The sequence below is a fragment of the uncultured Gilliamella sp. genome (assembly GCA_945271295.1).
GTDB lineage: Bacteria > Pseudomonadota > Gammaproteobacteria > Enterobacterales > Orbaceae > Gilliamella.
Window position 1 is genome coordinate 23,502 of record CALYPG010000022.1, and the last position, 23,246, is coordinate 46,747.

The 23,246-nt window shown below is 32.8% G+C and carries 18 protein-coding genes and 1 pseudogene; 11 read left to right on the forward strand and 8 right to left on the reverse strand.

What is annotated here, in order from left to right; all coding sequences use genetic code 11:
- Positions 1-42: 42 nt before the first annotated feature.
- The 5 genes from Q0K76_RS10315 to Q0K76_RS10335 all read right to left on the reverse strand — a co-directional run bounded on the left by Q0K76_RS10315 (position 43) and on the right by Q0K76_RS10335 (position 5,900).
- Positions 43-711 (reverse strand): hypothetical protein, encoded by a 669-nt coding sequence (locus Q0K76_RS10315; RefSeq protein ID WP_294615370.1) that lies wholly within the window; start codon positions 709-711, stop codon positions 43-45.
- A gap of 101 nt (positions 712-812) precedes the next feature.
- A complete protein-coding gene (locus Q0K76_RS10320; protein WP_294615372.1) occupies positions 813-1,505 on the reverse strand; it encodes a PspA/IM30 family protein in 693 nt (230 codons plus the stop codon).
- Between the two features lie 31 nt (positions 1,506-1,536).
- Positions 1,537-2,178, reverse strand: a complete 642-nt coding sequence (locus Q0K76_RS10325; RefSeq protein ID WP_294615373.1) for a YjfI family protein — start codon at positions 2,176-2,178, stop codon at positions 1,537-1,539.
- A 424-nt stretch (positions 2,179-2,602) separates the two neighbouring features.
- Positions 2,603-4,915, reverse strand: a complete 2,313-nt coding sequence (locus Q0K76_RS10330) for a TonB-dependent receptor (protein ID WP_294615375.1) — start codon at positions 4,913-4,915, stop codon at positions 2,603-2,605.
- 133 nt (positions 4,916-5,048) lie between these two features.
- Positions 5,049-5,900 (reverse strand): ABC transporter substrate-binding protein, encoded by an 852-nt coding sequence (locus tag Q0K76_RS10335; RefSeq protein ID WP_294615377.1) that lies wholly within the window; start codon positions 5,898-5,900, stop codon positions 5,049-5,051.
- Between the two features lie 312 nt (positions 5,901-6,212).
- On the opposite strand from Q0K76_RS10335, the pseudogene hutW reads away from it, so the two are divergent.
- The 8 genes and pseudogenes from hutW to mgtA form a co-directional block, all read left to right on the forward strand.
- Positions 6,213-7,496: pseudogene (gene hutW / locus Q0K76_RS10340) on the forward strand (heme anaerobic degradation radical SAM methyltransferase ChuW/HutW); the annotation flags it as partial.
- 146 nt (positions 7,497-7,642) lie between these two features.
- Complete coding sequence (gene hutX, locus Q0K76_RS10345; protein WP_294615381.1) at positions 7,643-8,146, forward strand: heme utilization cystosolic carrier protein HutX; 504 nt, start codon at positions 7,643-7,645, stop codon at positions 8,144-8,146.
- Positions 8,147-8,153: 7 nt separating this feature from the next.
- Positions 8,154-8,792, forward strand: coding sequence for an NAD(P)H-binding protein (locus Q0K76_RS10350; protein ID WP_294615383.1), 639 nt, complete (start codon positions 8,154-8,156; stop codon positions 8,790-8,792).
- 47 nt (positions 8,793-8,839) lie between these two features.
- Positions 8,840-9,826, forward strand: a complete 987-nt coding sequence (locus Q0K76_RS10355) for an iron ABC transporter permease (protein WP_294615385.1) — start codon at positions 8,840-8,842, stop codon at positions 9,824-9,826.
- A 16-nt stretch (positions 9,827-9,842) separates the two neighbouring features.
- Positions 9,843-10,616, forward strand: coding sequence for a heme ABC transporter ATP-binding protein (locus Q0K76_RS10360; protein WP_294615387.1), 774 nt, complete (start codon positions 9,843-9,845; stop codon positions 10,614-10,616).
- Positions 10,617-10,699: 83 nt separating this feature from the next.
- Positions 10,700-11,701, forward strand: coding sequence for a zinc transporter ZntB (gene zntB, locus Q0K76_RS10365; protein ID WP_294615389.1), 1,002 nt, complete (start codon positions 10,700-10,702; stop codon positions 11,699-11,701).
- A gap of 173 nt (positions 11,702-11,874) precedes the next feature.
- The gene (locus Q0K76_RS10370; RefSeq protein ID WP_294615391.1) at positions 11,875-13,767 is read left to right on the forward strand and encodes a DNA topoisomerase III; all 1,893 of its coding nucleotides are present in this window, start codon (positions 11,875-11,877) and stop codon (positions 13,765-13,767) included.
- Between the two features lie 862 nt (positions 13,768-14,629).
- Positions 14,630-17,338, forward strand: a complete 2,709-nt coding sequence (gene mgtA, locus Q0K76_RS10375) for a magnesium-translocating P-type ATPase (protein WP_294615393.1) — start codon at positions 14,630-14,632, stop codon at positions 17,336-17,338.
- A gap of 362 nt (positions 17,339-17,700) precedes the next feature.
- Here mgtA and Q0K76_RS10380 read toward each other — a convergent pair whose 3' ends face one another.
- Positions 17,701-17,919: a DUF465 domain-containing protein gene (locus Q0K76_RS10380; protein WP_294615395.1), complete on the reverse strand. Its 219-nt coding sequence runs from the start codon at positions 17,917-17,919 to the stop codon at positions 17,701-17,703.
- Positions 17,920-18,025: 106 nt separating this feature from the next.
- Here Q0K76_RS10380 and Q0K76_RS10385 point away from each other — a divergent pair, with 106 nt between their 5' ends.
- Together Q0K76_RS10385 and Q0K76_RS10390 are read left to right on the forward strand one after the other, a co-directional pair.
- The gene (locus Q0K76_RS10385; RefSeq protein ID WP_294615397.1) at positions 18,026-19,531 is read left to right on the forward strand and encodes a helicase HerA-like C-terminal domain-containing protein; all 1,506 of its coding nucleotides are present in this window, start codon (positions 18,026-18,028) and stop codon (positions 19,529-19,531) included.
- A gap of 91 nt (positions 19,532-19,622) precedes the next feature.
- Positions 19,623-20,711: an AI-2E family transporter gene (locus tag Q0K76_RS10390; RefSeq protein ID WP_294615399.1), complete on the forward strand. Its 1,089-nt coding sequence runs from the start codon at positions 19,623-19,625 to the stop codon at positions 20,709-20,711.
- A 28-nt stretch (positions 20,712-20,739) separates the two neighbouring features.
- Here the strand turns inward: Q0K76_RS10390 and bcp are convergent, their stop codons facing one another.
- The gene (bcp, locus tag Q0K76_RS10395) at positions 20,740-21,216 is read right to left on the reverse strand and encodes a thioredoxin-dependent thiol peroxidase (protein WP_294615401.1); all 477 of its coding nucleotides are present in this window, start codon (positions 21,214-21,216) and stop codon (positions 20,740-20,742) included.
- Positions 21,217-21,284: 68 nt separating this feature from the next.
- Complete coding sequence (gene hemL, locus Q0K76_RS10400; protein WP_294615403.1) at positions 21,285-22,580, reverse strand: glutamate-1-semialdehyde 2,1-aminomutase; 1,296 nt, start codon at positions 22,578-22,580, stop codon at positions 21,285-21,287.
- A 158-nt stretch (positions 22,581-22,738) separates the two neighbouring features.
- On the opposite strand from hemL, the gene erpA reads away from it, so the two are divergent.
- On the forward strand, positions 22,739-23,077 hold the full coding sequence (erpA, locus tag Q0K76_RS10405) for an iron-sulfur cluster insertion protein ErpA (protein WP_294615405.1): 339 nt from the start codon (positions 22,739-22,741) through the stop codon (positions 23,075-23,077).
- Positions 23,078-23,246 lie beyond the last annotated feature (169 nt).

The window sequence follows — 23,246 nt, forward strand, 5'->3', positions numbered from 1 at the left end:
ACTTATATACATAATTTACTATTCTCCATAAATTAATCCTCACTATCCATTAAAATCTTTTAAACTAATAATTTCATAACTATTATTGGTAGTATCATATTTCAATAATACAGCTTTATCACCACGTTTGAATTGGTATGATTCGATACATCTAACTTGTAATATCAGACCCGCACCACCATTATCTAAAGTAGCCTCACCTTTGTTGTTATTTACAGTACTTGAACGTATTTCTACTATTTGACCTAGAAGTGATTTATAGCTCTCAGTAGCATTAATTTTTCTAAAGAAAGGTCGAATGGGTTTTATGATAAATGCGGTTAGATACACAGCTATGATGAAAGCTATAACAAAAATTAATGTTCCGATTAAGTAATAAAGTAAAACATAATCATATAAAGGTAAAATGAGTAAACGAAAAGAAAAATAACAGATAGACCATCCAATTAATGAAATTAAAGTGATAACTAATGTCATTGGTACTTCATTAAAACCGAATTTCATTAATAAGCCGCCAAATCCGGACGATGTGGGTATCTCAGTTCCAAAACCATCAACATTATTAATACTATCTATATTAAAATCAATATTTAAACAATCAATACTTAATATACCAATTGCTGCCACTAACCAGTATAAGACGCATAATGTTAATAACCCACTAAAAATAATTACTGGAAAAGAAAAAAAGATTCCCCAGAAAAGCTCCATTATATTTCCTTCACTTTTAAAAACTAGTCATCATGAACTAGCTATTCCATTTTTATTATTATTGATATTTATTTTAACAAAAAAATACCAAAACCAATAATTTAATTCGCTTGCTTATTTTTTAATTTTGCTAAAATAGCTACAGCATCTTGATTACCTGACTTAATACCTGCAGCTTCAAGTTTACTATCAAGTGAATCTTGACCTTCTGACATAGCTAATTCATTTTTAGCTTCAATGGTTGCAGCTGTTTTTTCTTGACGTTTTTTTATGCGTTCTAGAGAATCTAGCGCTGTTTGTAGTTTAGCTGTTGAACCACCATAACGTTGGGCAATAGCTGATTGTGCTTTTTGTACGCTTTCAGTTGCTTTTACAATATCAACTTGTTGTTTTAAATTGCGTATATTTATTTCTGTTTGTGAAATGGATTGACGCAAATTTTTTACACTTTCAGCAAAATATGTCGCCTGTTTTTTATGATTCTCATTTTGATTTTCAAGTATTGAAAGTTTTTCAGCTACCTCTAAAGCTAATCCTTCATTATTACTTTCTAATGCTTTAAGAGCATAATTTTCATATTCAGCTATTTTGGCTTGGGTAGTTTGTACCTCTTTATCAGCCATTATTTGTTGAGCGAGTAAATTGGCTAATGATTCTTTAGCTTGTTTTAATTCAGCGTCAGCATCTCTTATTTCTTGATCAAGAATTCGTAAAGCTTGTGCGTCTATTACTGATTCACCAGCTTCATTTATACTACCACGAAGCGCTGTCACTAATTTTTTGAAAATAGTCATTGTTAACCTCTCATTATTGATTTAAATTCAATTAGTTAATTTTTATAAAATGTTCATAGGCTTCAGTAGCTTTAATTACATTATCAGACAGTGTTTCTAATTCATAAATAATATTACTTAATAATGAGGAAGAACTTAATGCTCCATACATGATGTAATTTAATGAACCATCTCCTGTTTTTTCAATGGCTATCGTTGATAATGGAAATAGCTTGCGAGTACATAAAACTTCTTCATTAAATTGAGTTGGTTCTGTTACTATATCAACTGGCCAAAGCAGTGCCTCTACTATAATTTGTTGATTGGAAATACTTAAAAAAAGTGGTAAATCACCATATTCATGCATAATAATATGTAAACAAGCATCAATACCATCAATTATTTCAAGGCTGGCAAAGTTTTGCTTGAATATATCAGAATTTATTAATGCATCATAAAGATTTGCTATTGTCCAAATTTCGTTTTTTTTCATTACATTATTTCCCTGTTTATCGTTAAAGCTATTATTGTTATTTGTTTGAGTTTGTCGAAACATTTTTTCAATCTCAAGTAATTTTGGTGCGTTTTCTGGTAAAATCCAGACTTCTTTTTTAATTAAACCTTGTTCTCTTAGACGTTGCCGATATTGTTGTTGATAAAATGCTGAACTTTTGGTTTCTTTATTTTTTTTCATAGCATTAACATTATATTTGTTAGTTAGTAGAATTTTATATTAACATAAAAATATCACATGTAAATATTACATGTGATATTTCTTGAGATTATGTTTTATTTAACTACTTTAGTATAGGAAAATAATTATAGTAATATTTTTCATAACAAAGTTAGTTTAGCTAATAATAAACTCATTGCATCTTAAATAATTATTTATTAACCCAGATTGAATAATAGTAGAGATGAAGAAATTTTTTAGAATTGAATAATAATTTTAGGTAATACAGAAATAATAAATAAAAGAATTAAAAGTAACATATATAACATTATAATTTAAAACAATTTTTCTTATTATCGAGTAATTATAAAACAAATTAACCCGCTTTAGCGGGTTAAGTACTATTGGTCAACTAGTTAAAACACTAATTCTTTTAATTGTTAACCTAAAAATCGATATCTAAACCTAACTGGAATGTCCTGCCAGGAGCAGTAAACATTTCAAGGTATTTGTGATCTGAGGTACGGTATAATTTGTTATTACTTAAGTAATCCCAATATTTTTGGTTGGTAAGATTATAAATACCACCACTTAATTTTATGTTTTTGGTTATGTTAACATAACCAGTAAGATCAAAAATTCCATGTCCTGCTATTCTGAAGTACTCATCATTTGAATCAGTAATAGGTTTTCCATCATTATTATATGAATTGCGGTTATTTGATTCTGCTTTTTTACCTTTTTGGAAGGTCGAAATTAGTGATAAACCATAAATTTTACTTGGATCATCCCATGCTAAACCAATTGTTGTTTTCATTGGCGCGATGGAATCCATTTCAATATATTTATCGCCTAAATAACTTGATTTAGATTTACCTTGGTTATAACCAATTGCGAATCGTGCACTTAACCCATTAACTGATTCAAACCAAGTACCGAGGTTAAATTCACTGCTTAATTCTGCACCATAGATATAAGCTTTATCACGATTTTCAGCTTGATACACTAAGCGATTTCCAGTTCCTACAAAGTTTTTACGATAACGTGTATAGGCAATAAAATCTTTGTATTTATTATAAAATGCAGCAGAGGAGAATGTAATACCGGCAACTGGTTGTCCTTTTAAACCTAATTCAAAATTATCACTTGTTTCAGTTTTTAGATTTGAATCACCGACTAATAAATACATGGTGCTATGCGCTAAATAAGAACCGTACAATTGATTCTGATTTGGCATTTGGGCACTACGTTTATATTGTAGATAAGCAGTTAAATTAGGTTTTAAGTCATACATTAATGCTAATGATGGTAACAGTTTAAAATCACTATTGCTTTTGTACTGTTTACCTAATTGTGAGGCATTTATTTTTGTGACTGACATATTTTCAAGGTTACGCGGTTTTGTCTTTTGATATACCGCTCTTACACCAGGCACTATATAGTAATTATTGCTATCTTTAATTTTGAAGCTAATGCGATCTTCAAAGAAACCACCTAACTGATAAGTACGGCTATCTGCTTGAGGTTTTGCATAATCACCATCAGGGAAAATCATACCATATCTTGGTTTGGCAGAAGTATAAAAAGGTGATTCATCTTCGCTCCATTTACCATTCAAACCAGCGCTAATTCTATGATTATCTGTGCTTTTTAATAATGTGGTAATAAAGTTGTAAGCTTTGGTATTATAATGAGTTTGAATATTATAATTTCCATGAGCTTTTGAATGCAGATCAGTATTATCATAAACATTAGTTCTTTGGTAATTAAACTGAGTAGTTAGACTGTCAATCCAGTTGATATTAGTTGGTTGCCATTGATCTTTGATGGCTAAGTTAAAGCGGTTATTTTTACTGCGTTGATGATCAAACGATTCAACCTTTTTCCCTTTTTGATCCCAGGTATCATAATGGGAGTTTTTAGTTTTGCTATTAAAATCAATGGTGGCATTTAATAAATGCTCATCAGTCATTTGCCAACCAAATCCAGCTAATATTGAATTAGAATGCCAATTTTCTGGATAACTACTGATGGAATCGCCATGATTTCGTGTTTGTTGACCATCACGACGACTTAGCACTAAAATACCATTAAGATAGTCATCTCCTGCTGCCATGGTTAAACCTTGATGGTAACTTCTATCAGCACTATCATAATTATTTTGGAAACCAAAATAACTTGTTTTACCAGGGTAAAGATAATAATTTGCAGATTTTGTTTGGAACGAAACGGAACCACCCAGTGCGTTGTTTGCATTGCTAACCGAAGTCGCTCCAGATTGAATATCTACTTTATTGTACATATAGGTATCAAGGTAATCACGACCAATACCATAAGAACCAAAGCCTGCACGTCCGACAGAGTTAACTCGTCCTTGAGCAATAGGTAAGGGCATACCATCAATATCAATTGATACTCGGTTTGCATCCAAACCGCGAATATTATAGCCAGTAAATCCACTTCTATCCCAACTGCTCTTACCACTACCTGAACCAGAGATACTTCCTGGAGCAGAAATAAGCGGTTGATAACGCATAATTGTACCAAAATTGGTTCCACCATTTCGTCGAATGTCATGTTCCGATATTTCAGTTTTGGAACCGGGTTCTTTGGACTCAACTTGAGCGGTTACTGTTATTGTATCTTTGATCTTTTTTTCATCATCAGGTTTTTCAATTGCTATAACAGGTACAACAAATGTTAAACCTAAACTTAAGCTTAAAATACTTGTTTTTTTTGAATTTATAAAATTGAACATTTTTATCCTTTAACACATAATAAAATAAATAATCTTTTCAATTGGTTATAATAAATAATCACATAATTTCTAACTTTTATATTCGGCATTATCATCAAATTATTTTTCAAAATAATAAGTTACAAATTATAAATTAATCTTGATAAAAACCTTGATAAAGTATATTAGCTACTTCATCAATTCTTGGCCCAATGCCAAAAAGATAGCTATCATCTATAGTAATAATTCTGTGATTTTTAAAAGCTGCGGTTTCGGTTATTCCAGGTATGGTGTTGATCTTATCTATTCCTCCTAATTGATCAATTGAATAAGTGTTTAGTACAATGACTTCAGGATTCATTGCAATTATTGATTCAGCAGTATAGCTTTTATAACTTGTGTGAGTAGCAAGATTTTCACCACCTGCAATGGTGATTAACGCATCAGCTGTAGTATTTTTACCAGCTACAGAATTTGTTCCCCCCATACTCATAAGGAATAATATTTTAGCTTTATTTGGATGAGTTAAGATTTTTTTTTGAAGTTCAGAAAGGTTGTTTTGTATTTTGCTGATTAATTGTTTCCCTTCTGCTTGTTTATTTAACCTAGCTGATATTTTTTCAATATTACTATAAAGTAAATCAAGGGTTCCTGGTACGCGTTGTAAAGTTAATACATCAACTTTAGCTTGATTTATTTGATTTATAACATTTTCTGGTTCGACATCATTTAAAGTAATAAAAAGAGAAGGTGACAGCGATAATATTCCCTCAACATTCAATAATTTCCAATATCCTATTTGTGGTAGCTGTTTTGTTGTGTCTGGATAATTACTCGTTTTATCGACACCAACGACTTGATCTCCAGCCCCAAGAGCAAAAACAATTTCAGTTAAGGAACCCCCTGCGACAACAATTCTTTCATTAGTTGGACTATAGTTAGCCATACTATTAAAGGCGAAAATTAACCAAAACAAACTTATTTGTGCAATAATTTTTTTCTTCATTATTTATTTCCTTATTTATTACCTTTTAGAATAGCACCAGAATATAATATTGAAAATAATAACTATTATCAATAAAGTGTGTTCAAATTTTTTACTAATTACATTTAGTTACATTATTTGATTTACAATAAACTTCGATTTATTATTAACTCATTACTTTTTTTATAATTATTAGTAATTAATTAAATAGTTAACAATAGATTTAACCAATTAATTTTCCTATTAGTTTAAAAAAAACAAATAAAAACATTGATAAACGATAATAATTATTATTTAATTTATAAAGGATATATAGATATAAGAATTGTTGTTATGGAATCATTAGACGTCAGCTCATATTATGCTTTAAATTCAGTTTTACCTTTTAAAGACCGTTGGGCTGTAATGCCTTTGCAAGCAAGCTTGCCACTTAACCCTCAAGAAATTGATAAAAATTGGGAAACAATACAAAGCAATAACTTATCTGGGAAAAAAAGATTAATATACATACACATTCCTTTTTGTGATATTCATTGCCAATTCTGTGGTTTTTATCAAAATCCTTTACGAAAATTTGATACTAAAATTTATATTGATTATTTATTACAAGAAATATCACTTGAAATAAATAATCAGGCTATGCAATCGGGACCCATTCATGCTATCTATTTTGGCGGAGGCACGCCTTCGGCTTTAGCCGCAGGTCAATTAGGGCGAGTTATTAGTTATCTAAAACAAAAAGCGCCGTTAGCACCTGATTGTGAAATTACGGTTGAAGGTCGTATTTCCGATTTTGATGATGATCGAGTGGATAGTTATATTGAAGCTGGAGCTAATCGTTTTTCGATCGGTATCCAAACATTTAATACTAAAATTAGACAAAGATTAGGTCGGCAATCTACAGAACAACAAATTATTCAGAATTTTGAGCGTATTGCATCGCGCGATAGTGTGGCATTAGTTTGCGATTTAATGTTTGGATTACCCAATCAAGATTATGATACTTGGCAACAGGATTTACAAATTGCCAATGATTTACCATTAGATGGGGTAGACCTTTACTCTCTTAACTTATTACCTACTACACCTCTAGCCAAAGGGGTTGCAAATCAGCGGATAAACTTACCATCTGTTACAGATAAATGTGATTTTTATCATCAAGGTGCCAAGTTCTTGAGCAAACAAGGCTGGGCGCATTTAACTAATGCGCATTGGGCTAAAACGACGCGTGAACGTAACTTATATAATTCTTTGATTAAGCAAGGTTCGAATTTTTTTGCTTTCGGTTCTTGTGCAGGGGGTCGATTAGGTGGTCAGTCATTTATGCTGCATCGAGATTTAACTCCTTATTATGCACTTTTAGATCAAGGTAAGAAACCTTTGATGATGTTAACCGGTAAATCCTTATTAGGTGATTGGTTACATCAATTACAAGCAGGTATAGAGAAGGGTAGAGTTGATTTGACCAAATTAACTACTCGTAGTGAATTATTTGATCCATTAATAAAACAATGGCATCAAGTTGGCTTATTGCAAGATCAGGATCGTTGTATGAATTTAACGCTATCAGGGCGTTTTTGGTCGAGTAATATTTTACAAGCATTACAACAACTGTTATTACAACTTAATAATCCTGAATATATTGAAATGCAAAAACAAATGGCACAAAAAAAACCATCAATGCCACCTAATCATGCTATGCCATCAACGCACCCACATAAACAAACTATTAAAACAACGTTACCCAATTAAAGGATATTATTATGGTAGATAAACAAACTTTTAATAAAAAATTAACCGAATATATGCAAAATAATCCTGAGGAATTATTAGAAAAAATAGCTCAAGATCATCAAGTTACATTGACTCAAGTTATTCAAGCTTTACCAAATGCAACAATAGTAGATGGCAACAATTTTGATACGGTTTGGAGTGAGGTTTCAACTTGGGGTGACGTGATGTTTTTGATTCATTCTGGAGATATTATTGCTGAAATATCAGGTGAATTACCTCCGGGCAAACATAGTGATAAATATTTTAATTTGCGTCATCAAAAAGGATTGAGTGGTCACATTAGAGCTGAGCATTGTCAATATATTGCTTTTATTGAACGAACATTTATGAAAATGTCTACCGCATCAATTATTTTCCTTAATCATGCCGGACAATCAATGTTTAAAATTTTTGTTGGTCGAGATGATAAACATCAATTAAAAACAGAACAATTAGAAAAATATAGAACATTAGTAAAAAACTTAGCTAAGTAAAAACAATATGAAAACATTATTAATTTTTGGTGTGAGTCCTAAATTGGGGACTGGCTATCAAATTTCTCAATTAGCAATACAATGCCAACCAAAATGGCGTTGTATTGTTTTAGTCCGTGACGCCGATTTTGCTCAACAACTACTGCAACAAGGGATTGAGGCACATGTTGGTGATGCCAGTGATGTTTCGACAGTAAAAAAACTATGTGATTTAGCTGGTGCTGACGCAACGATTATTTCGACTTTAGGTGGCAGTACCGGTAATTATATTGCACAGCGGATTATAATTGATTGCGCTGAACAAGTTGGTATTAAACAAATGGTATTAGTTACCTCATTGGGCTGTGGCGATTCATGGCCAACTTTATCAACCCGGGCTAAACAAGCATTTGGTCAGGCAGTAAGAGAAAAATCCTTGGCTGAAGTATGGTTACAAACCAGTAAATTAAATTACTTAATTTTAAGGCCAGGTGGCCTAGTTGATGGTGATGCAACCGGTAATGGCTGTTGCTATTACCAACAAGAGGTACATGGTTTTATTCATCGAACTGAACTGGCAAAATTAATTATTAAAAAAATCGATGACCAACAACTTGATAATCGTGTCTATAGTGTTATTGAACCCGATCTAGTAATAAACTATTAGTATATATAATTATATGATTAAATTGAAATTAGTAACGAGGTCTTTGGGTGCGGAATTGTAATCATCGTTTATTGTTGTGGGGGTTGCTTGCTCTTCTTTTAGTGCTAATAATTTATTCAGCTAATACAGGTGCTTTGAAACTATCTTTTTCACATTTATTCAATATGTCATTCGAAGATCCATTGTTTAATATTTGGTTAAATATACGTTTACCACGAATTGTATTGGCAGTAATTGTTGGGATGGCACTCGCTACATCTGGTGCGGTAATGCAAGGTTTATTTCGAAATCCATTAGCTGATTCTGGATTATTAGGGATTAGTAGTGGTGCCAGTTTAGTAGTCGGTTTGACTATTATATTTCCTGCAATATTTCCTCCAATTATTATGTTATATGGCAAGATGATTGCTGCTTTTGTAGGTAGTTTGTTTATTTGTTTATTGATTTATATTTATAGTCTCAATGAGCAATGTAATTTGGCTAAAATGATATTATTAGGCGTAGCAATTAATGCAATTATTGGCGCAATAATGGGCTTTTTGAGTTACATCAGTGATGAATCCCAATTACGCCAATTATCTTTATGGTCAATGGGGCATTTAGGCAAAGGTTCTTGGGATCTGGTATTTGTAGCGATGTCGCTTATCATACCGTCATTAATTTGTGTATTTAAACTTTCTCAGCAACTCAATATTTTACAACTTGGCGATGAAGATGCTCATTATCTCGGTGTTAATGTACAACGTATAAAACGATATTTATTGTTACTCTCTTCGGTACTTATTGGCACATCTGTCGCAGTAAGTGGCATTATTGCTTTTGTTGGCTTAGTGGTGCCGCATATGATCAGGTTACGTATTGGTGCTAATCATAGCTGGTTATTACCAGGTTCAGCGCTAGGTGGTGCTTGTTTATTACTATTAGCCGATACGTTAGCCAGAACAGTAATTGCTCCAACTGAAATTCCTGTTGGACTTTTTACTAGTTTAATTGGTGGCCCTTATTTCCTCTGGCTGATTTTAAGGCATAAATAATAGATGGAATTTGTATATGTTAACCGCTAAACATTTAACTTTTCATTGTAAAACTCGAACTTTAATTGATGATGTGTCTTTAAATATCAAAGCTGGTGAAATCGTAGTGATTATTGGGCCTAATGGTGCCGGCAAATCAACCTTATTACGTTTATTAACTGGATTTCAACCGCCGTCTTCAGGTGAATGCTATTTACTAAATAAGCCATTATCCCAATGGTCAACTAAGCAATTGGCGAAAATAAGAACGGTAATGTTGCAACAGAGTCAATTATCTTTTCCATTTAAAGTTAAAGAAGTTGTTGCTATGGGGCGTTCACCTTATGGTAAAGCGTACGCTGTGGAAGCAATCAATGAGACTATGCAACAAACAGATTGTTTAAAATTAGCTGATCGCGATTATCGTAGTTTATCTGGTGGAGAGCAACAACGAGTACAATTGGCACGAGTGTTAGCACAATTATGGCAGCCAGAACCAGCGGAAAAATTACTCTTTTTAGACGAGCCTACATCCGCACTTGATTTATATCATCAACAACATACGTTGCGATTACTGAAACAATTAGCGAACAAACAAAATTTGGCGGTATGTTGCATTTTACATGATTTAAATTTAGCCGCATTATATGCTGACAAAATACTATTACTTAGTCAGGGAAAGATTGTTGAACAAGGAACACCTGTCGAAGTATTGACTGAATATAATATTAACCAATGGTATGGCGTAGAATTAGGTATTTTTTTTCATCCTAGTAATAATTTAGTTCCTCAAATTTATTTAAATCCATAAGACAAATTAGCCACTATCTGTCACTGCATTTTGATGCAATTTAGGTATATAATTATCAAAAATTAATCTAATGGTGATACATTATGGCTAACGTAGATAGTATTGAAGTTGTTCCGGTTTCACGTTTTTTAGCCTCTGAACCGGTTTTTAGTTGTCAATTAGATGGTAAAGGAAAAGCAATTTCATTAAATAAAGAAAGCGAAGCTTCGGTGCAACAACCGTGTTGGATCCATTTAGATTTTGCTAAAACTGAAACAATCAATTGGATAAATTCAACCGATTTGATTCCTGATTTAGTTAAAACAGAATTGATTAAAACTAATCAAATTTCCAAAGAAATCCGTTTTGATTCTGGAATTTTAGTAGTTTTAAAAGGGGTAAATTATATACCTAATGAATTGCCCGATCCAATTGTGACTTTCCGATTCTATATTACTGATAACTTAATTATATCTGCTAGACATCAACAAATTGATGCGATAACGCAATTAAAAGAGAATTTAGAAAAAGGTATTGGACCGGTTGATGTGGCAGATTGGTTAATTCAAGTATCTGAGTTAATCAGTGATCAAGTTAATCTATCATTTGATAGTGTACACAATAAAATTGTTAAACTTGAAGATTTAGTTTTAAATCAACGAATCTTTTCGCATAAAGAAATAGGTCGTGTCCGTAAACAATTAATTGTTTTACGCCGCTTATTATCACCGCAACGGGATATTTTTGTTAAAATTTCGACCGAAAGAATTTCTTGGATTGACGACAATGATCGCCAGCGGTTGCACGATATATCAAATCAGCAGAACCATTATGTCTCAGATATTGACAGTTGTTTACTGCGTATTGCTTCAATAATGGAACAAATTAATAGTTTTTTGGCCGAATCTACCAATAAACGCATTTATTTAATGTCATTGTTTACTATTATATTTACGCCAATTACTTTTCTAACTAGTTTACTTGGAGTGAATTTAGCTGGTATTCCTTACAATGAACAACATTGGTCTTTTGTAGGATTGGTATTGTTGATAATTGCTATTTGTGTAGGTTCTGTGATTTGGTTAAAGTTTAAAAAATGGTTATGATGAAGTGAATGGTTTTATGGGTAAATGTGAATTAAAAAGTATGTTACTTTATAGTGTTGAGACCAAACATTTTACTAACTTTTTATTAAACAATAGTTATCAAGTTCTATTTTCAAATTTTGTCAAAAAGGGATTTTCAGTTGTTTGCAACTTTTAATTAAAACTAGACATTTATGCAATCTAATCAATCTTATCGTTTATTTATCGCCGAAAAACCTAGTCTAGCTAGGGCTATTGCCGATGTGTTACCTAAACCACATCAAAAGGGTAATGGTTTTATCAAAGCTAGCAATGGTGATGTGGTTAGTTGGTGTATAGGACACTTATTGGAGCAAGCAACTCCCGAGGTTTATGATGCGCGTTATAAAAAATGGTTGCTTGACGATTTACCCATTGTGCCTGATAAATGGATCTTATTGCCGAAAAATAACACTAATAAACAGTTTAACGTTTTAGTTGATTTGATTAAGTCTGCCGATCAAATCGTTCATGCCGGAGATCCAGATAGAGAAGGGCAATTATTGGTTGATGAAGTATTAAATTATTGTCAATTATCAGCTGATAAACGTAAATCAATTAAACGCTGTTTAATTAGCGATTTAAATGCTAGCGCTGTGGAAAAATCCATCCAATATTTGCGTAGTAATCAAGATTTTGTACCACTATCCATTTCTGCATTAGCTAGGGCAAGAGCTGATTGGTTATATGGAATAAATATGAGTCGGCTTTGTACTATTGTTGGTCAAAAAAATGGTTATCGTGGGGTTTTATCTATTGGGCGAGTGCAGACACCAATTCTTGGTTTAGTCGTAAGGCGTGATTTAGAGATTGAACAATTTGTTCCCAAACCCTTTTACGAAGTTTATGCCGTTTTAGAAACTAAAAACAATGAAACCTTTAAGGCTAAATGGCAACCCAGTGAAGCTTGTGCACCTTATCAAGATGAAGAAGGCAGGGTATTAGTTAAAGGGCTAGCTGAAAATGTGTGTCAACGAATTAAAAATCAAGTAGGTACGATTGATAAAGTAAGCAATAAAAAGAAAGAATTAGCACCACCGTTACCTTTTAATTTATCTGCATTACAAATTGAAATGGCAAAAAAATGTAGTTTAAGTGCTCAAGATGTTCTCGATATTTGTCAGTCGTTATATGAAAAACATAAATTGATCACTTATCCAAGATCGGATTGTCGTTTTTTACCAGAAGAGCATTTGAAACAGGTTAATGGTGTAAAATTAGCGATTGAAAATAACTGTTCAGAGTTACAAACAGCCATAGCTAATGCCAATTTTGATTTACGCTCTAAAGCTTGGAATGACAAAAAAGTGGAAGCACATCATGCCATTATTCCTACTTTACGCAAAGCAAAAATGGAGAATCTAACAGATAATGAAAAAATCGTTTATCAAGTTATTGCAATACAATATTTAGCTCAATTTTACCCAGTTTATAAATATGCTGAATTACAAATTGATGTGGATATTCAGGGTGGAAAATTTGTTTCTAAAGCTAACCAAATGCTTGATGAAGGTTGGAAAGTCCTGTTTAAAACTAAAAGCATTAAAATTGATAGTGACGTAGATAATGATGAAGGTAATGCATTATTAACAAAATTGGTCAAAAAGGGGGAAACAGTACAGTGTTTAGATGCTGAATTAATTAGCAAAGAAACTCAACCGCCTAGACCATTTACCGATGCAACTTTACTTTCGGCTATGACTGGTATAGCTCGTTTTGTTAAAGATCCTGATATCAAGAAAATACTCCGCGAAACTGATGGTTTAGGCACTGAGGCAACGAGAGCCGGAATTATTGAACTTTTATTCAAACGTCAATTTCTAACTCGGCAAGGAAAATCAATTCGCTCAACAATAGTAGGACGAAACCTAATTTTAGCATTACCTGATATTATGTCTACACCTGATATGACAGCACATTGGGAATTACAATTAGAAGAAATTAGTAAAAAGGAGTTTTCATATCAACAATTCATGCAACAATTAAATATATCACTTTTCAATTTAGTTAATCAGCTAAAAAATACACGATTGAATATTAAAACTTAACCCATATATTGTTTACGAAAGATATAAAAAATTGACTTGCAGTTTTTTCGTTTTTATCTTTAAACTTAGAATGCAATAAATTGTAATGTTACTATGTTTAAAATATTAATGGCTTTTACCGTATTTTTTCATTCATTTTTTTTAATAATTTTACAAGTTTCATTAAAAAATATGAGATATAAAAGTAACGATGAATTATAACTTATATTAATTATACTTGTATTAATTATATACTAATACGCTATTTTGAAAGCGAAACGTGCTTTTTTCACTCAATCACTTATTTTATTCGAGATTAACAGTTGACTTCTTATTCCTAAAGGCGTATAAATTGCCCGCCTTTGAGCTTTTCTTACTTTTTTAACTATAAAAGGTGGTTAAAAATGAGGGCTAAGAAAAGTTGAAATACAAAGTGTTGAGTTCAAATATATAGGAGACATATGGACGCTCAATCGGGTCACCCCAATAGGTGGGGAGATAAATTCAAACAAATCACAATCGGTTACTGAACCTGTCGGAATATCCATTTTTTCAGTTCACAAACCGAATTTGATAAAAACGGTAATGGTGAACGATATGCAATTTTTTACACGCTATCACACAAATTCAAAACATTATTTTGCACAATCTTTATTGTTTTGTGTTTTATATCTTTCTGAAAAACATTTAGAACCCCCAAGTTGTATCTAAATCTTAAATAATTTTTTTATTGGCTAATTTATATTGAGCAATAGCTTCATCAGCTAGCTTTGCCATGCAATAAATTTTTAGCTTATCACCAATTTTACTTACTTATAATTACTGCGTTAATTATGGGTCAGCAATCTTTTGTCTAAAAAATATATAAGTATAGGTACATATGATGACCAAAAACACATCAAAAAATATGACAGAAACTAAATTAGAAATAAAAGCTATTCGTGAGGCGCAAAATAGTCTTGATAGCATTTTATCGAAATTTCAATCCAATCTTTCCGGGTTAACTCAGGAAACCGCTAAATCACATTTGGAAACATATGGTAAAAATGAAGTAGCTAGGGAAAAGGTACCATCAGTATTTATGCAATTATTAATGGCATTTAATAATCCATTTATTTTTGTATTATTAGTGCTAGCTAGTGTTAGTTTTGTTACCGACTATTGGCTACCATTACAACAAGGTGAAGATACCGATGTTACTAGTATTATCATCATTGTTACTATGGTAGCACTCAGTGGTTTATTACGGTTTTGGCAAGAATTCAGATCGAATAGAGCGGCCGAAGCACTGAAATCTATGATTCGTACCACTGCAACAGTGTTACGACGTGCCCATAAAGATATGAGCCCTGAAAAAATAGAAATCCCGTTAAATGAAATCGTACCAGGAGATATTGTTTATCTATCCGCTGGGGATATGATTCCTGCCGATATCCGTTTAATTGAATCACGAGATTTGTTTGTTAGTCAAGCCGTGTTAACCGGCGAATCTATCCCGGTAGAAAAGTATGACACCTTAGGCGCCGTGTCACAAAAAACTACCGACGAAGTCGATGTGTCGGAAATCACTAAAGATAATGTTTTAGATGTAAATAACGTGTGCTTTATGGGTACTAACGTTGTGAGTGGCACAGCCAAAGCTGTTGTAGTTGCAACCGGTGCTGATACTCATTTTGGTACCCTAGCAAAATCTATTGTCGGCTCACGAGCAGAAACTTCATTTGATCGTGGTGTTAACAGTGTTAGCTGGTTGTTAATCCGATTTATGTTAATTATGGTACCAATTGTACTGTTGATTAATGGTTTTTCTAAAGGTGACTGGGGTGAAGCAACATTGTTTGCGCTTGCAGTTGCGGTAGGCTTAACCCCTGAAATGTTACCAATGATCGTTAGTGCCAATCTGGCTAAAGGCGCGGTAGCTATGGCTAAACGCAAAGTAGTGGTTAAACGTTTAAACGCCATTCAAAATTTTGGCGCCATGGATGTGCTTTGCACTGATAAAACCGGTACCTTAACTCAAGATAAGATCATTTTAGAACATCACCTAGATATTAATGGTCAAATCGATCCATCAGTTTTAGAACTAGCATGGTTAAATAGCTATTACCAAAGTGGTATGAAAAACCTAATGGATAAAGCGATTATCCGTTTTGCTGAAGAAAAAACCACCATTAAAAAAATTGGTGTAGGGCACTATAATAAGATTGATGAATTGCCATTTGATTTTGTGCGTCGACGTTTATCCGTAGTGGTGCAAAATGGTGATGATAATCATTTAATGATCTGTAAAGGCGCCGTTGAGGAAATGCTGTCAATTGCCAGCCATGTGTATTTAAACGGTGAGTATTTACCCTTAGATGAACAGCGTAGACAAAATCTAATCGCCTTAGCTCACAATTACAATAAAGATGGTTTTAGAGTTTTGGCGGTTGGCATTAAACAGATACCAGCTGCACAGACTAAAAAACAATATAGTGTAAAAGATGAAAAAGAACTGGCAATACGTGGTTTTTTAACTTTCTTAGATCCACCAAAAGAAAGTGCTTATGAGGCAATTTCAGCATTAAATGAACATGGTGTTGGCGTTAAAGTCCTAACCGGAGATAACGAAATCATTACCATCAAAGTTTGCCGTGAAGTTGGATTAGAACCAGGAGTCCCACTGCTAGGTACTGAAATTGAACAAATGGACGATGTTGAACTTAAAGAACAAATTGAACAACGTACGATTTTTGCCAAACTGACACCATTACAAAAATCACGTATTATTCGGTTATTGCAAGATAATGGTCATACGGTTGGTTTCTTGGGTGACGGTATTAATGATGCTCCTGCATTACGTGATTCTGATGTGGGTATTTCAGTTGATACAGCAACAGATATTGCTAAAGAGTCAGCAGATATCATTTTGCTAGAAAAAAGCTTGATGGTATTAGAAGAAGGTGTGATTTGTGGTCGTGAAACCTTTGGTAATATTATGAAATATCTTAATATGACAGCAAGTTCTAATTTCGGTAATATTTTTTCAGTATTAGTTGCTAGCGCGTTCCTACCATTTTTACCAATGCTAGCAATTCATTTACTAATACAAAATTTACTGTATGATATTTCGCAACTCTCATTACCATGGGACAAAATGGATGAAGAGTTTATACAAAAACCGCGTAAATGGGATGCGCCAAATATTGGTCGTTTCATGATTTGGATTGGTCCAACTTCATCTATTTTCGATATTACAACTTATGTATTAATGTGGTTTGTGTTTAGTGCCAATAATATTGAAGCTCAATCACTATTCCACTCAGGTTGGTTCATTGAAGGTTTGTTATCACAAACATTAGTTGTACATATGCTAAGAACGCAGAAGATTCCATTTATTCAAAGTACTGCTGCGTTTCCAGTTATTGTAATGACCATGTTAATTATGGCTGTTGGTATTTATATTCCATTTTCGCCAATAGGTAACTTAATTGGTTTAGAGGCATTACCTTGGTCATACTTCCCATGGTTGATAGGTACATTACTTTGTTATTGCTGTGTAGCTCAATTTATGAAGCGTATTTATATAAAACGTTTTGGACAATGGTTTTAAGCAAACAAATCAATGGCTGAAAATCAAACTATGTTTGCTTATTGAGTCAATAATAAAGGAAAGTTCATATTTATAAATATAAATGAGGTGACATTTTTTTTTGCACCAATAATATTATATTTAATATATATTATTTTAGAGTCATATAACTATAACAATAAGGAGAAATAATTATGAAGACTCCACATAAAAATTTAATTTCGCTAATCAAAAGCCGTAAACAAAAAAAGGCTCAAGAGCAGTTAAATCGATGAAAGTTAATATATTATAAGAAAAAATAAACCCCCATATATTGGGGTTTATTTGCTTGTTACTGTATATTTTTATCAAGCTAATTTATCAAGTGTAAATGGATTGAATGACTACAAAGAAGACGCTTTTTTTAAAATCTCATGCATTTCATCTTTTAGTTTAAGTTTCTGCTTTTTCAATGTTTCAATTGATTCTGAAGTATCCACTGCAATCCCAGATTCAATATTTTTGATTTTTTGGTCAAGTTCGTTATGTTGATCAAACAATTTTTGAAAACGTAAATCTGTTTTTTTTAATTTAGAAATTAATTCTCGGTATTCTGGAAACATAGTGGCTCCTTATAAGCTAGAAGAATAATAAAAATAGAAGTTATTGCTGTTTCAGCTTACAATATTCCTAATTATTTTAATAGCAATTTTAATGAGGATTTGTACCATGAGTGAATCTATCGTTATCGCCAAAAGCAATGGTAAAGATTTAGCCATTTTAGCAAGTTTTGCCAATCGTCATGGTTTAATTACCGGAGCAACCGGAACTGGTAAAACCGTCACTTTGCAGAAAATAGCAGAAAGTTTTTCCAAGATAGGGGTTCCAGTTTTTTTAGCTGACGTGAAAGGTGATCTTAGTGGAATAGGTGAACAAGGTACTTTATCGGAAAAATTACAAGCTCGTCTCAATAGTATAGGTGTAACAGATTGGCAACCTTATGCATCACCTGTTGAGTTTTGGGATGTGTTTGGCGAGAAGGGATTACCAGTACGTAGTACAGTTTCTGATATAGGCCCCATTTTACTGTCAAGATTACTTAATTTAAATGATACCCAATCCGGAGTATTACAATTAGTCTTTAAAATTGCTGATGATAATAATTTACAATTACTGGATTTTAAAGATCTGCGAGCTCTAGTGCAGTTTGTGGGTGATAATGCTAAAAAGTTTACCACCGAATATGGCAATATTTCTTCATCATCAATTGGTGCAATCCAACGTAGTTTATTAACGCTTGAGCAACAAGGTGCAGAGTATTTTTTAGGCGAACCAATGCTTGATATTCAAGATCTGCTGCGCGTTAATAACGATGGTCAAGGGATAGTAAATATTTTAGCAGCCGGCAAATTATATAATAGCCCTAAATTATATTCTGTTTTTTTATTATGGTTACTATCTGAACTCTTTGAGCATCTTCCGGAAATTGGCGATCCGGATAAACCAAAATTAGTTTTCTTTTTTGATGAAGCACATTTGTTGTTTAATGATATTTCGCCAGCATTATTGCAAAAAATAGAACAGGTGGTGCGTTTAATTCGTTCTAAAGGCGTAGGTGTTTATTTTGTTACCCAAAACCCTACCGATATTCCTGACACTATTTTAGGGCAGCTTGGTAATCGGGTACAACATGCATTACGTGCTTTTACACCGAAAGATCAAAAAGCCATAAAAGCAGCAGCACAAACCATGCGCAGCAATCCCAACTTTGATTCAGAAAAAGCAATTATGGAATTGGCAGTGGGTGAAGCATTAATCTCATTTTTGGATGAAAAAGGGCGTCCAAATATGGTCGAAAGGGGATTTGTGATTGCGCCTGATTCACGTATGGGACCAATGTCGCTTGAAAAACAAAATGCAATTATTAATCAATCCTATTTCTATACTAAATATTCAGATGCAGTAGATCGTGAGTCTGCTTACGAAAAACTCAAAGCCGGTTTTTCGCTCGACACAGCTGCTAATACTACTAGTAATAGTCAAAGTGATTCACAAAATGGAAGTTCAGGGGGATGGATGGACGTTCTGGGTTCATTATTTTTTGGTAGTCAAGGTCCAAAAGGTGGTCAGCATGATGGATTAGCGCAAAAAGTCGCCAAAAGTGCCACCAGGCAAGTTGCCAATGAAATTGGTAAACGAATTACTCGGGGTATTTTAGGTGGATTTAAACGCTAAATGACAAAATATTCCCGGATGATAACTGTAACTAATTTTCAATTAGCCACAACTTAACCACTATAAAGATAGCAAAATAGGAGTATTTGCAATGTTTAAATTGTTCGTTGAATGGTACAAAAGACGATTTAGTGATCCGCATGTGGTTTCGTTAATGGCTGTGATTATTTTCCTGTTTTTAATAATTTATTTTTTCAATAAAATATTGTTACCAGTTTTAATTGCCATTGTACTTTCTTATTTACTCGATACCCCAGTTAATTTTTTGAACAAAAGGAAAATCCCACGCACTTTGGCAGTTATTTTAGTGTTGCTGGTGTTTATTATGGTGGTATTAGCGGGTTTTATGATTCTGTTACCCTTAATTTGGCAACAAAGTATCAGTTTGATTACCAATATTCCAAATATGCTAAATTTTGCTAACAAGTTTTTAATGTCTTTACCGGAACATTATCCTGAATTAATCGATGTTGGGTTATTTGATTCGATCATTCAAGGTATTACCAGTAGAGTGGTACAAACTGGAAATTCCTTATTACAATTTTCTATTGTTTCTTTATTTAGTTTAGTTTCGGTAGTAATCAATGCGGTACTGATCCCAATAATGATGTTTTTCCTTCTTAAGGATAAAGCTAAAATATGGGAATATTGTTCAAAAATCCTGCCCAAAAATCGTACTATTTTAAATAAAGTCGCTAATGAAATGGATATGCAAATATCTAATTATATCGTTGGAAATGTATTACACATTATTATTTTAGCTGTGTGTGTTTATATTCCCTTTTGGTATTTTGGTTTAGATTATGGTTTATTATTAGCGGTGGTCGTGGGATTATCGGTATTAATTCCTTATATTGGTATTATTATTTCTAGTATCCCAGTGGTATTAATAGCGCTATTTCAATGGGGATTAAATGCTGAATTTAGTTACTTAATTTTCTGTTATATTATTATCCAGGCTTTAGATGGTAATTTACTTGTTCCATGTTTATTTTCTGAAAAATTGAATCTTCATCCACTAGTTATCATTCTATCAGTAATTGTATTTGGTGGATTATGGGGCTTTTGGGGAATATTTTTTGCAATACCTTTAGCCACTTTGGTAAAAGCAATTGTTAATGCTTGGCCCAAATCTGAAGAAATAAATAATATTAACCAAGAGGGAATAAAAGCAGATTAGCTTTCTAATCTGCTTTTGTTGTATTAACTTAACTTAGCTGGTTTTTAAGATAGTCTAATACTACTTCATGATGATTATTAGTTTTAAAATTATTAAATACTTTTTCAATTTTGCCATCTTTACCAATTAAAAAACTAATACGGTGAATACCATCAAAGGTTTTTCCCATAAATTCTTTTTCTCCCCAAGCACCAAAAGCTTGGGATACTTCATGGTTATCATCAGAAAGTAAAGTGAAATTGAGTAACTCTTTTTCCATAAAACGTGATAACTTTTCAGGTTTATCTGTACTTATACCAATAATTATTACCTCATATTTTTTAAATTCTTCAGCACTATCACGTAAATTACATGCTTGTACTGTACAACCCGGGGTCATTGCTTTGGGATAAAAATAAATTAAAACACGTTGACCTTTAAAATCATTTAAGCTTATCTGCTCTCCATCTTGATCTGGCAACGAAAATTGAGGTGCTTTTTCACCTTCTTTGAGTGGATTAACCATATTTTTTCCTATTTTAATCGTTTAATATTTTCATCTTCATTGGTATCTAAAAACTTTGTATTATTGTCTCAGTTAATGTTACTAAAAAAACGATTTGCTGCATCAATGGTATGATTGACTTCTTTATCTGTATGCATAATAGACATAAAACCTGCTTCAAATGCTGACGGAGCAAAATAAACTCCTTCTGCAAGCATATGATGATAGAATTTTTTGAATAATTCAATATTACTTTTCATCACATCTTGATAACTGATTACTTCAGAAGCAGAAGTAAAAAATAATCCAAACATAGCACCCACATGATTAATAACTAATGGAATGTTATGTCGTTTAGCTACGAATAATAATCCTTCAGCAAGTTGGTTAGTTTTATCTGTTAATGTTTGATAAATACCTACATCCATCAGTTTAGTTAAGGTTGCATAACCGGCAGTCATGGCAACAGGGTTTCCTGAAAGAGTACCTGCTTGATAAATTGGTCCTAATGGGGCTAATTGTTTCATGATATCGGCTCGCCCGCCAAATGCACCTACAGGCATACCTCCACCAATGATTTTTCCTAAACAAGTAAGATCGGGGACTATATCATAATAATCTTGCGCACCACCCAATGCGACCCTAAATCCTGTCATTACTTCATCTATAATTAATAAGGCACCATATTCATTACAAAGATCTCTAAGGCCTTGCAAAAATTCCTTTTTTGCTGGGACACAATTCATATTGCCAGCCACAGGTTCTATTATGATGGCCGCAATGTCATTTGGATATTGCTCAAATTGTTTCTTAACAGAATCAAGATTATTATAATCACAGACTAATGTATGTTTGACAAAATCGTTTGGGACTCCGGGTGAAGTAGGGTGGCCAAACGTAAGTGCTCCGGAACCGGCTTTAACTAATAAATAATCGGCATGACCATGATAACAACCTTCAAATTTAATAATTTTATCGCGCCCGGTATAGCCGCGAGCCACACGGATAGCACTCATGGTTGCTTCTGTGCCTGAATTAACCATACGTAGCATTTCAATAGATGGCATAATCTGAGTGATTAGATTAGCAACTTTTGTCTCAATTTCTGTGGGTGCTCCAAAGCTAAGACCATTATGTATGGCATTAATAACAGCATTTATTACATCAGGATCATTATGCCCTAAAATCATCGGGCCCCATGAGCCTACATAATCAATGTATGCTTTTTCATCAACATCATAGATATAAGCACCATCAGCTCTTTTAATGAACAAGGGCGTACCGCCTACACCATTAAATGCTCTAACAGGGGAATTGACTCCTCCCGGTATTACTGATAATGCTTGATGATAAAGCATTTCAGACTTAAATGTAGTATTTAGCATAAAAATGATCTCTGTAAAAAAATAGAGTTGTATTTATTCATAAAATTAAGCTAATTTCAAGTTAGCTATCAGAAATATTATGTCATTAAAGTTTTCATTTTGTATTTTATTTTTTCCAAGGTATATAATATATAACAAATAGCACTAGGAGATTAAAAATGAGCAATGCATTACCAATTAACTTTACTGATGCTGCTGCAAATAAAGTTAAATCTTTGGTTACTGAAGAAGAAAACCCAAATTTAAAATTACGAGTCTATATAACTGGCGGCGGTTGTAGTGGCTTTCAATATGGTTTTACTTTTGACGAAAAAGTGAATGATGATGATCTTGCGATTGAAAAAAATGGAGTTTCATTAGTCATCGATCCGATGAGTTTACAATATTTGGTCGGTGGTACAATTGATTATGTAGAAGGATTACAAGGTTCACGTTTTGTTGTTGATAACCCTAATGCAACAACTACTTGTGGCTGTGGATCATCATTTAGTGTTTAATAATGTTTTTAGTTACCATTTTATGGATTCGCTGAATTATTCATTGAAAATGTAACAAACATTGAACAATTAGATGATTATATCAATTTTTTTATTGACTGAATAAATAAGATCGGTAAAATGCACAGCATTCAAAGCGATGTTGTAACAAATATCTGTTTTGAGCCCG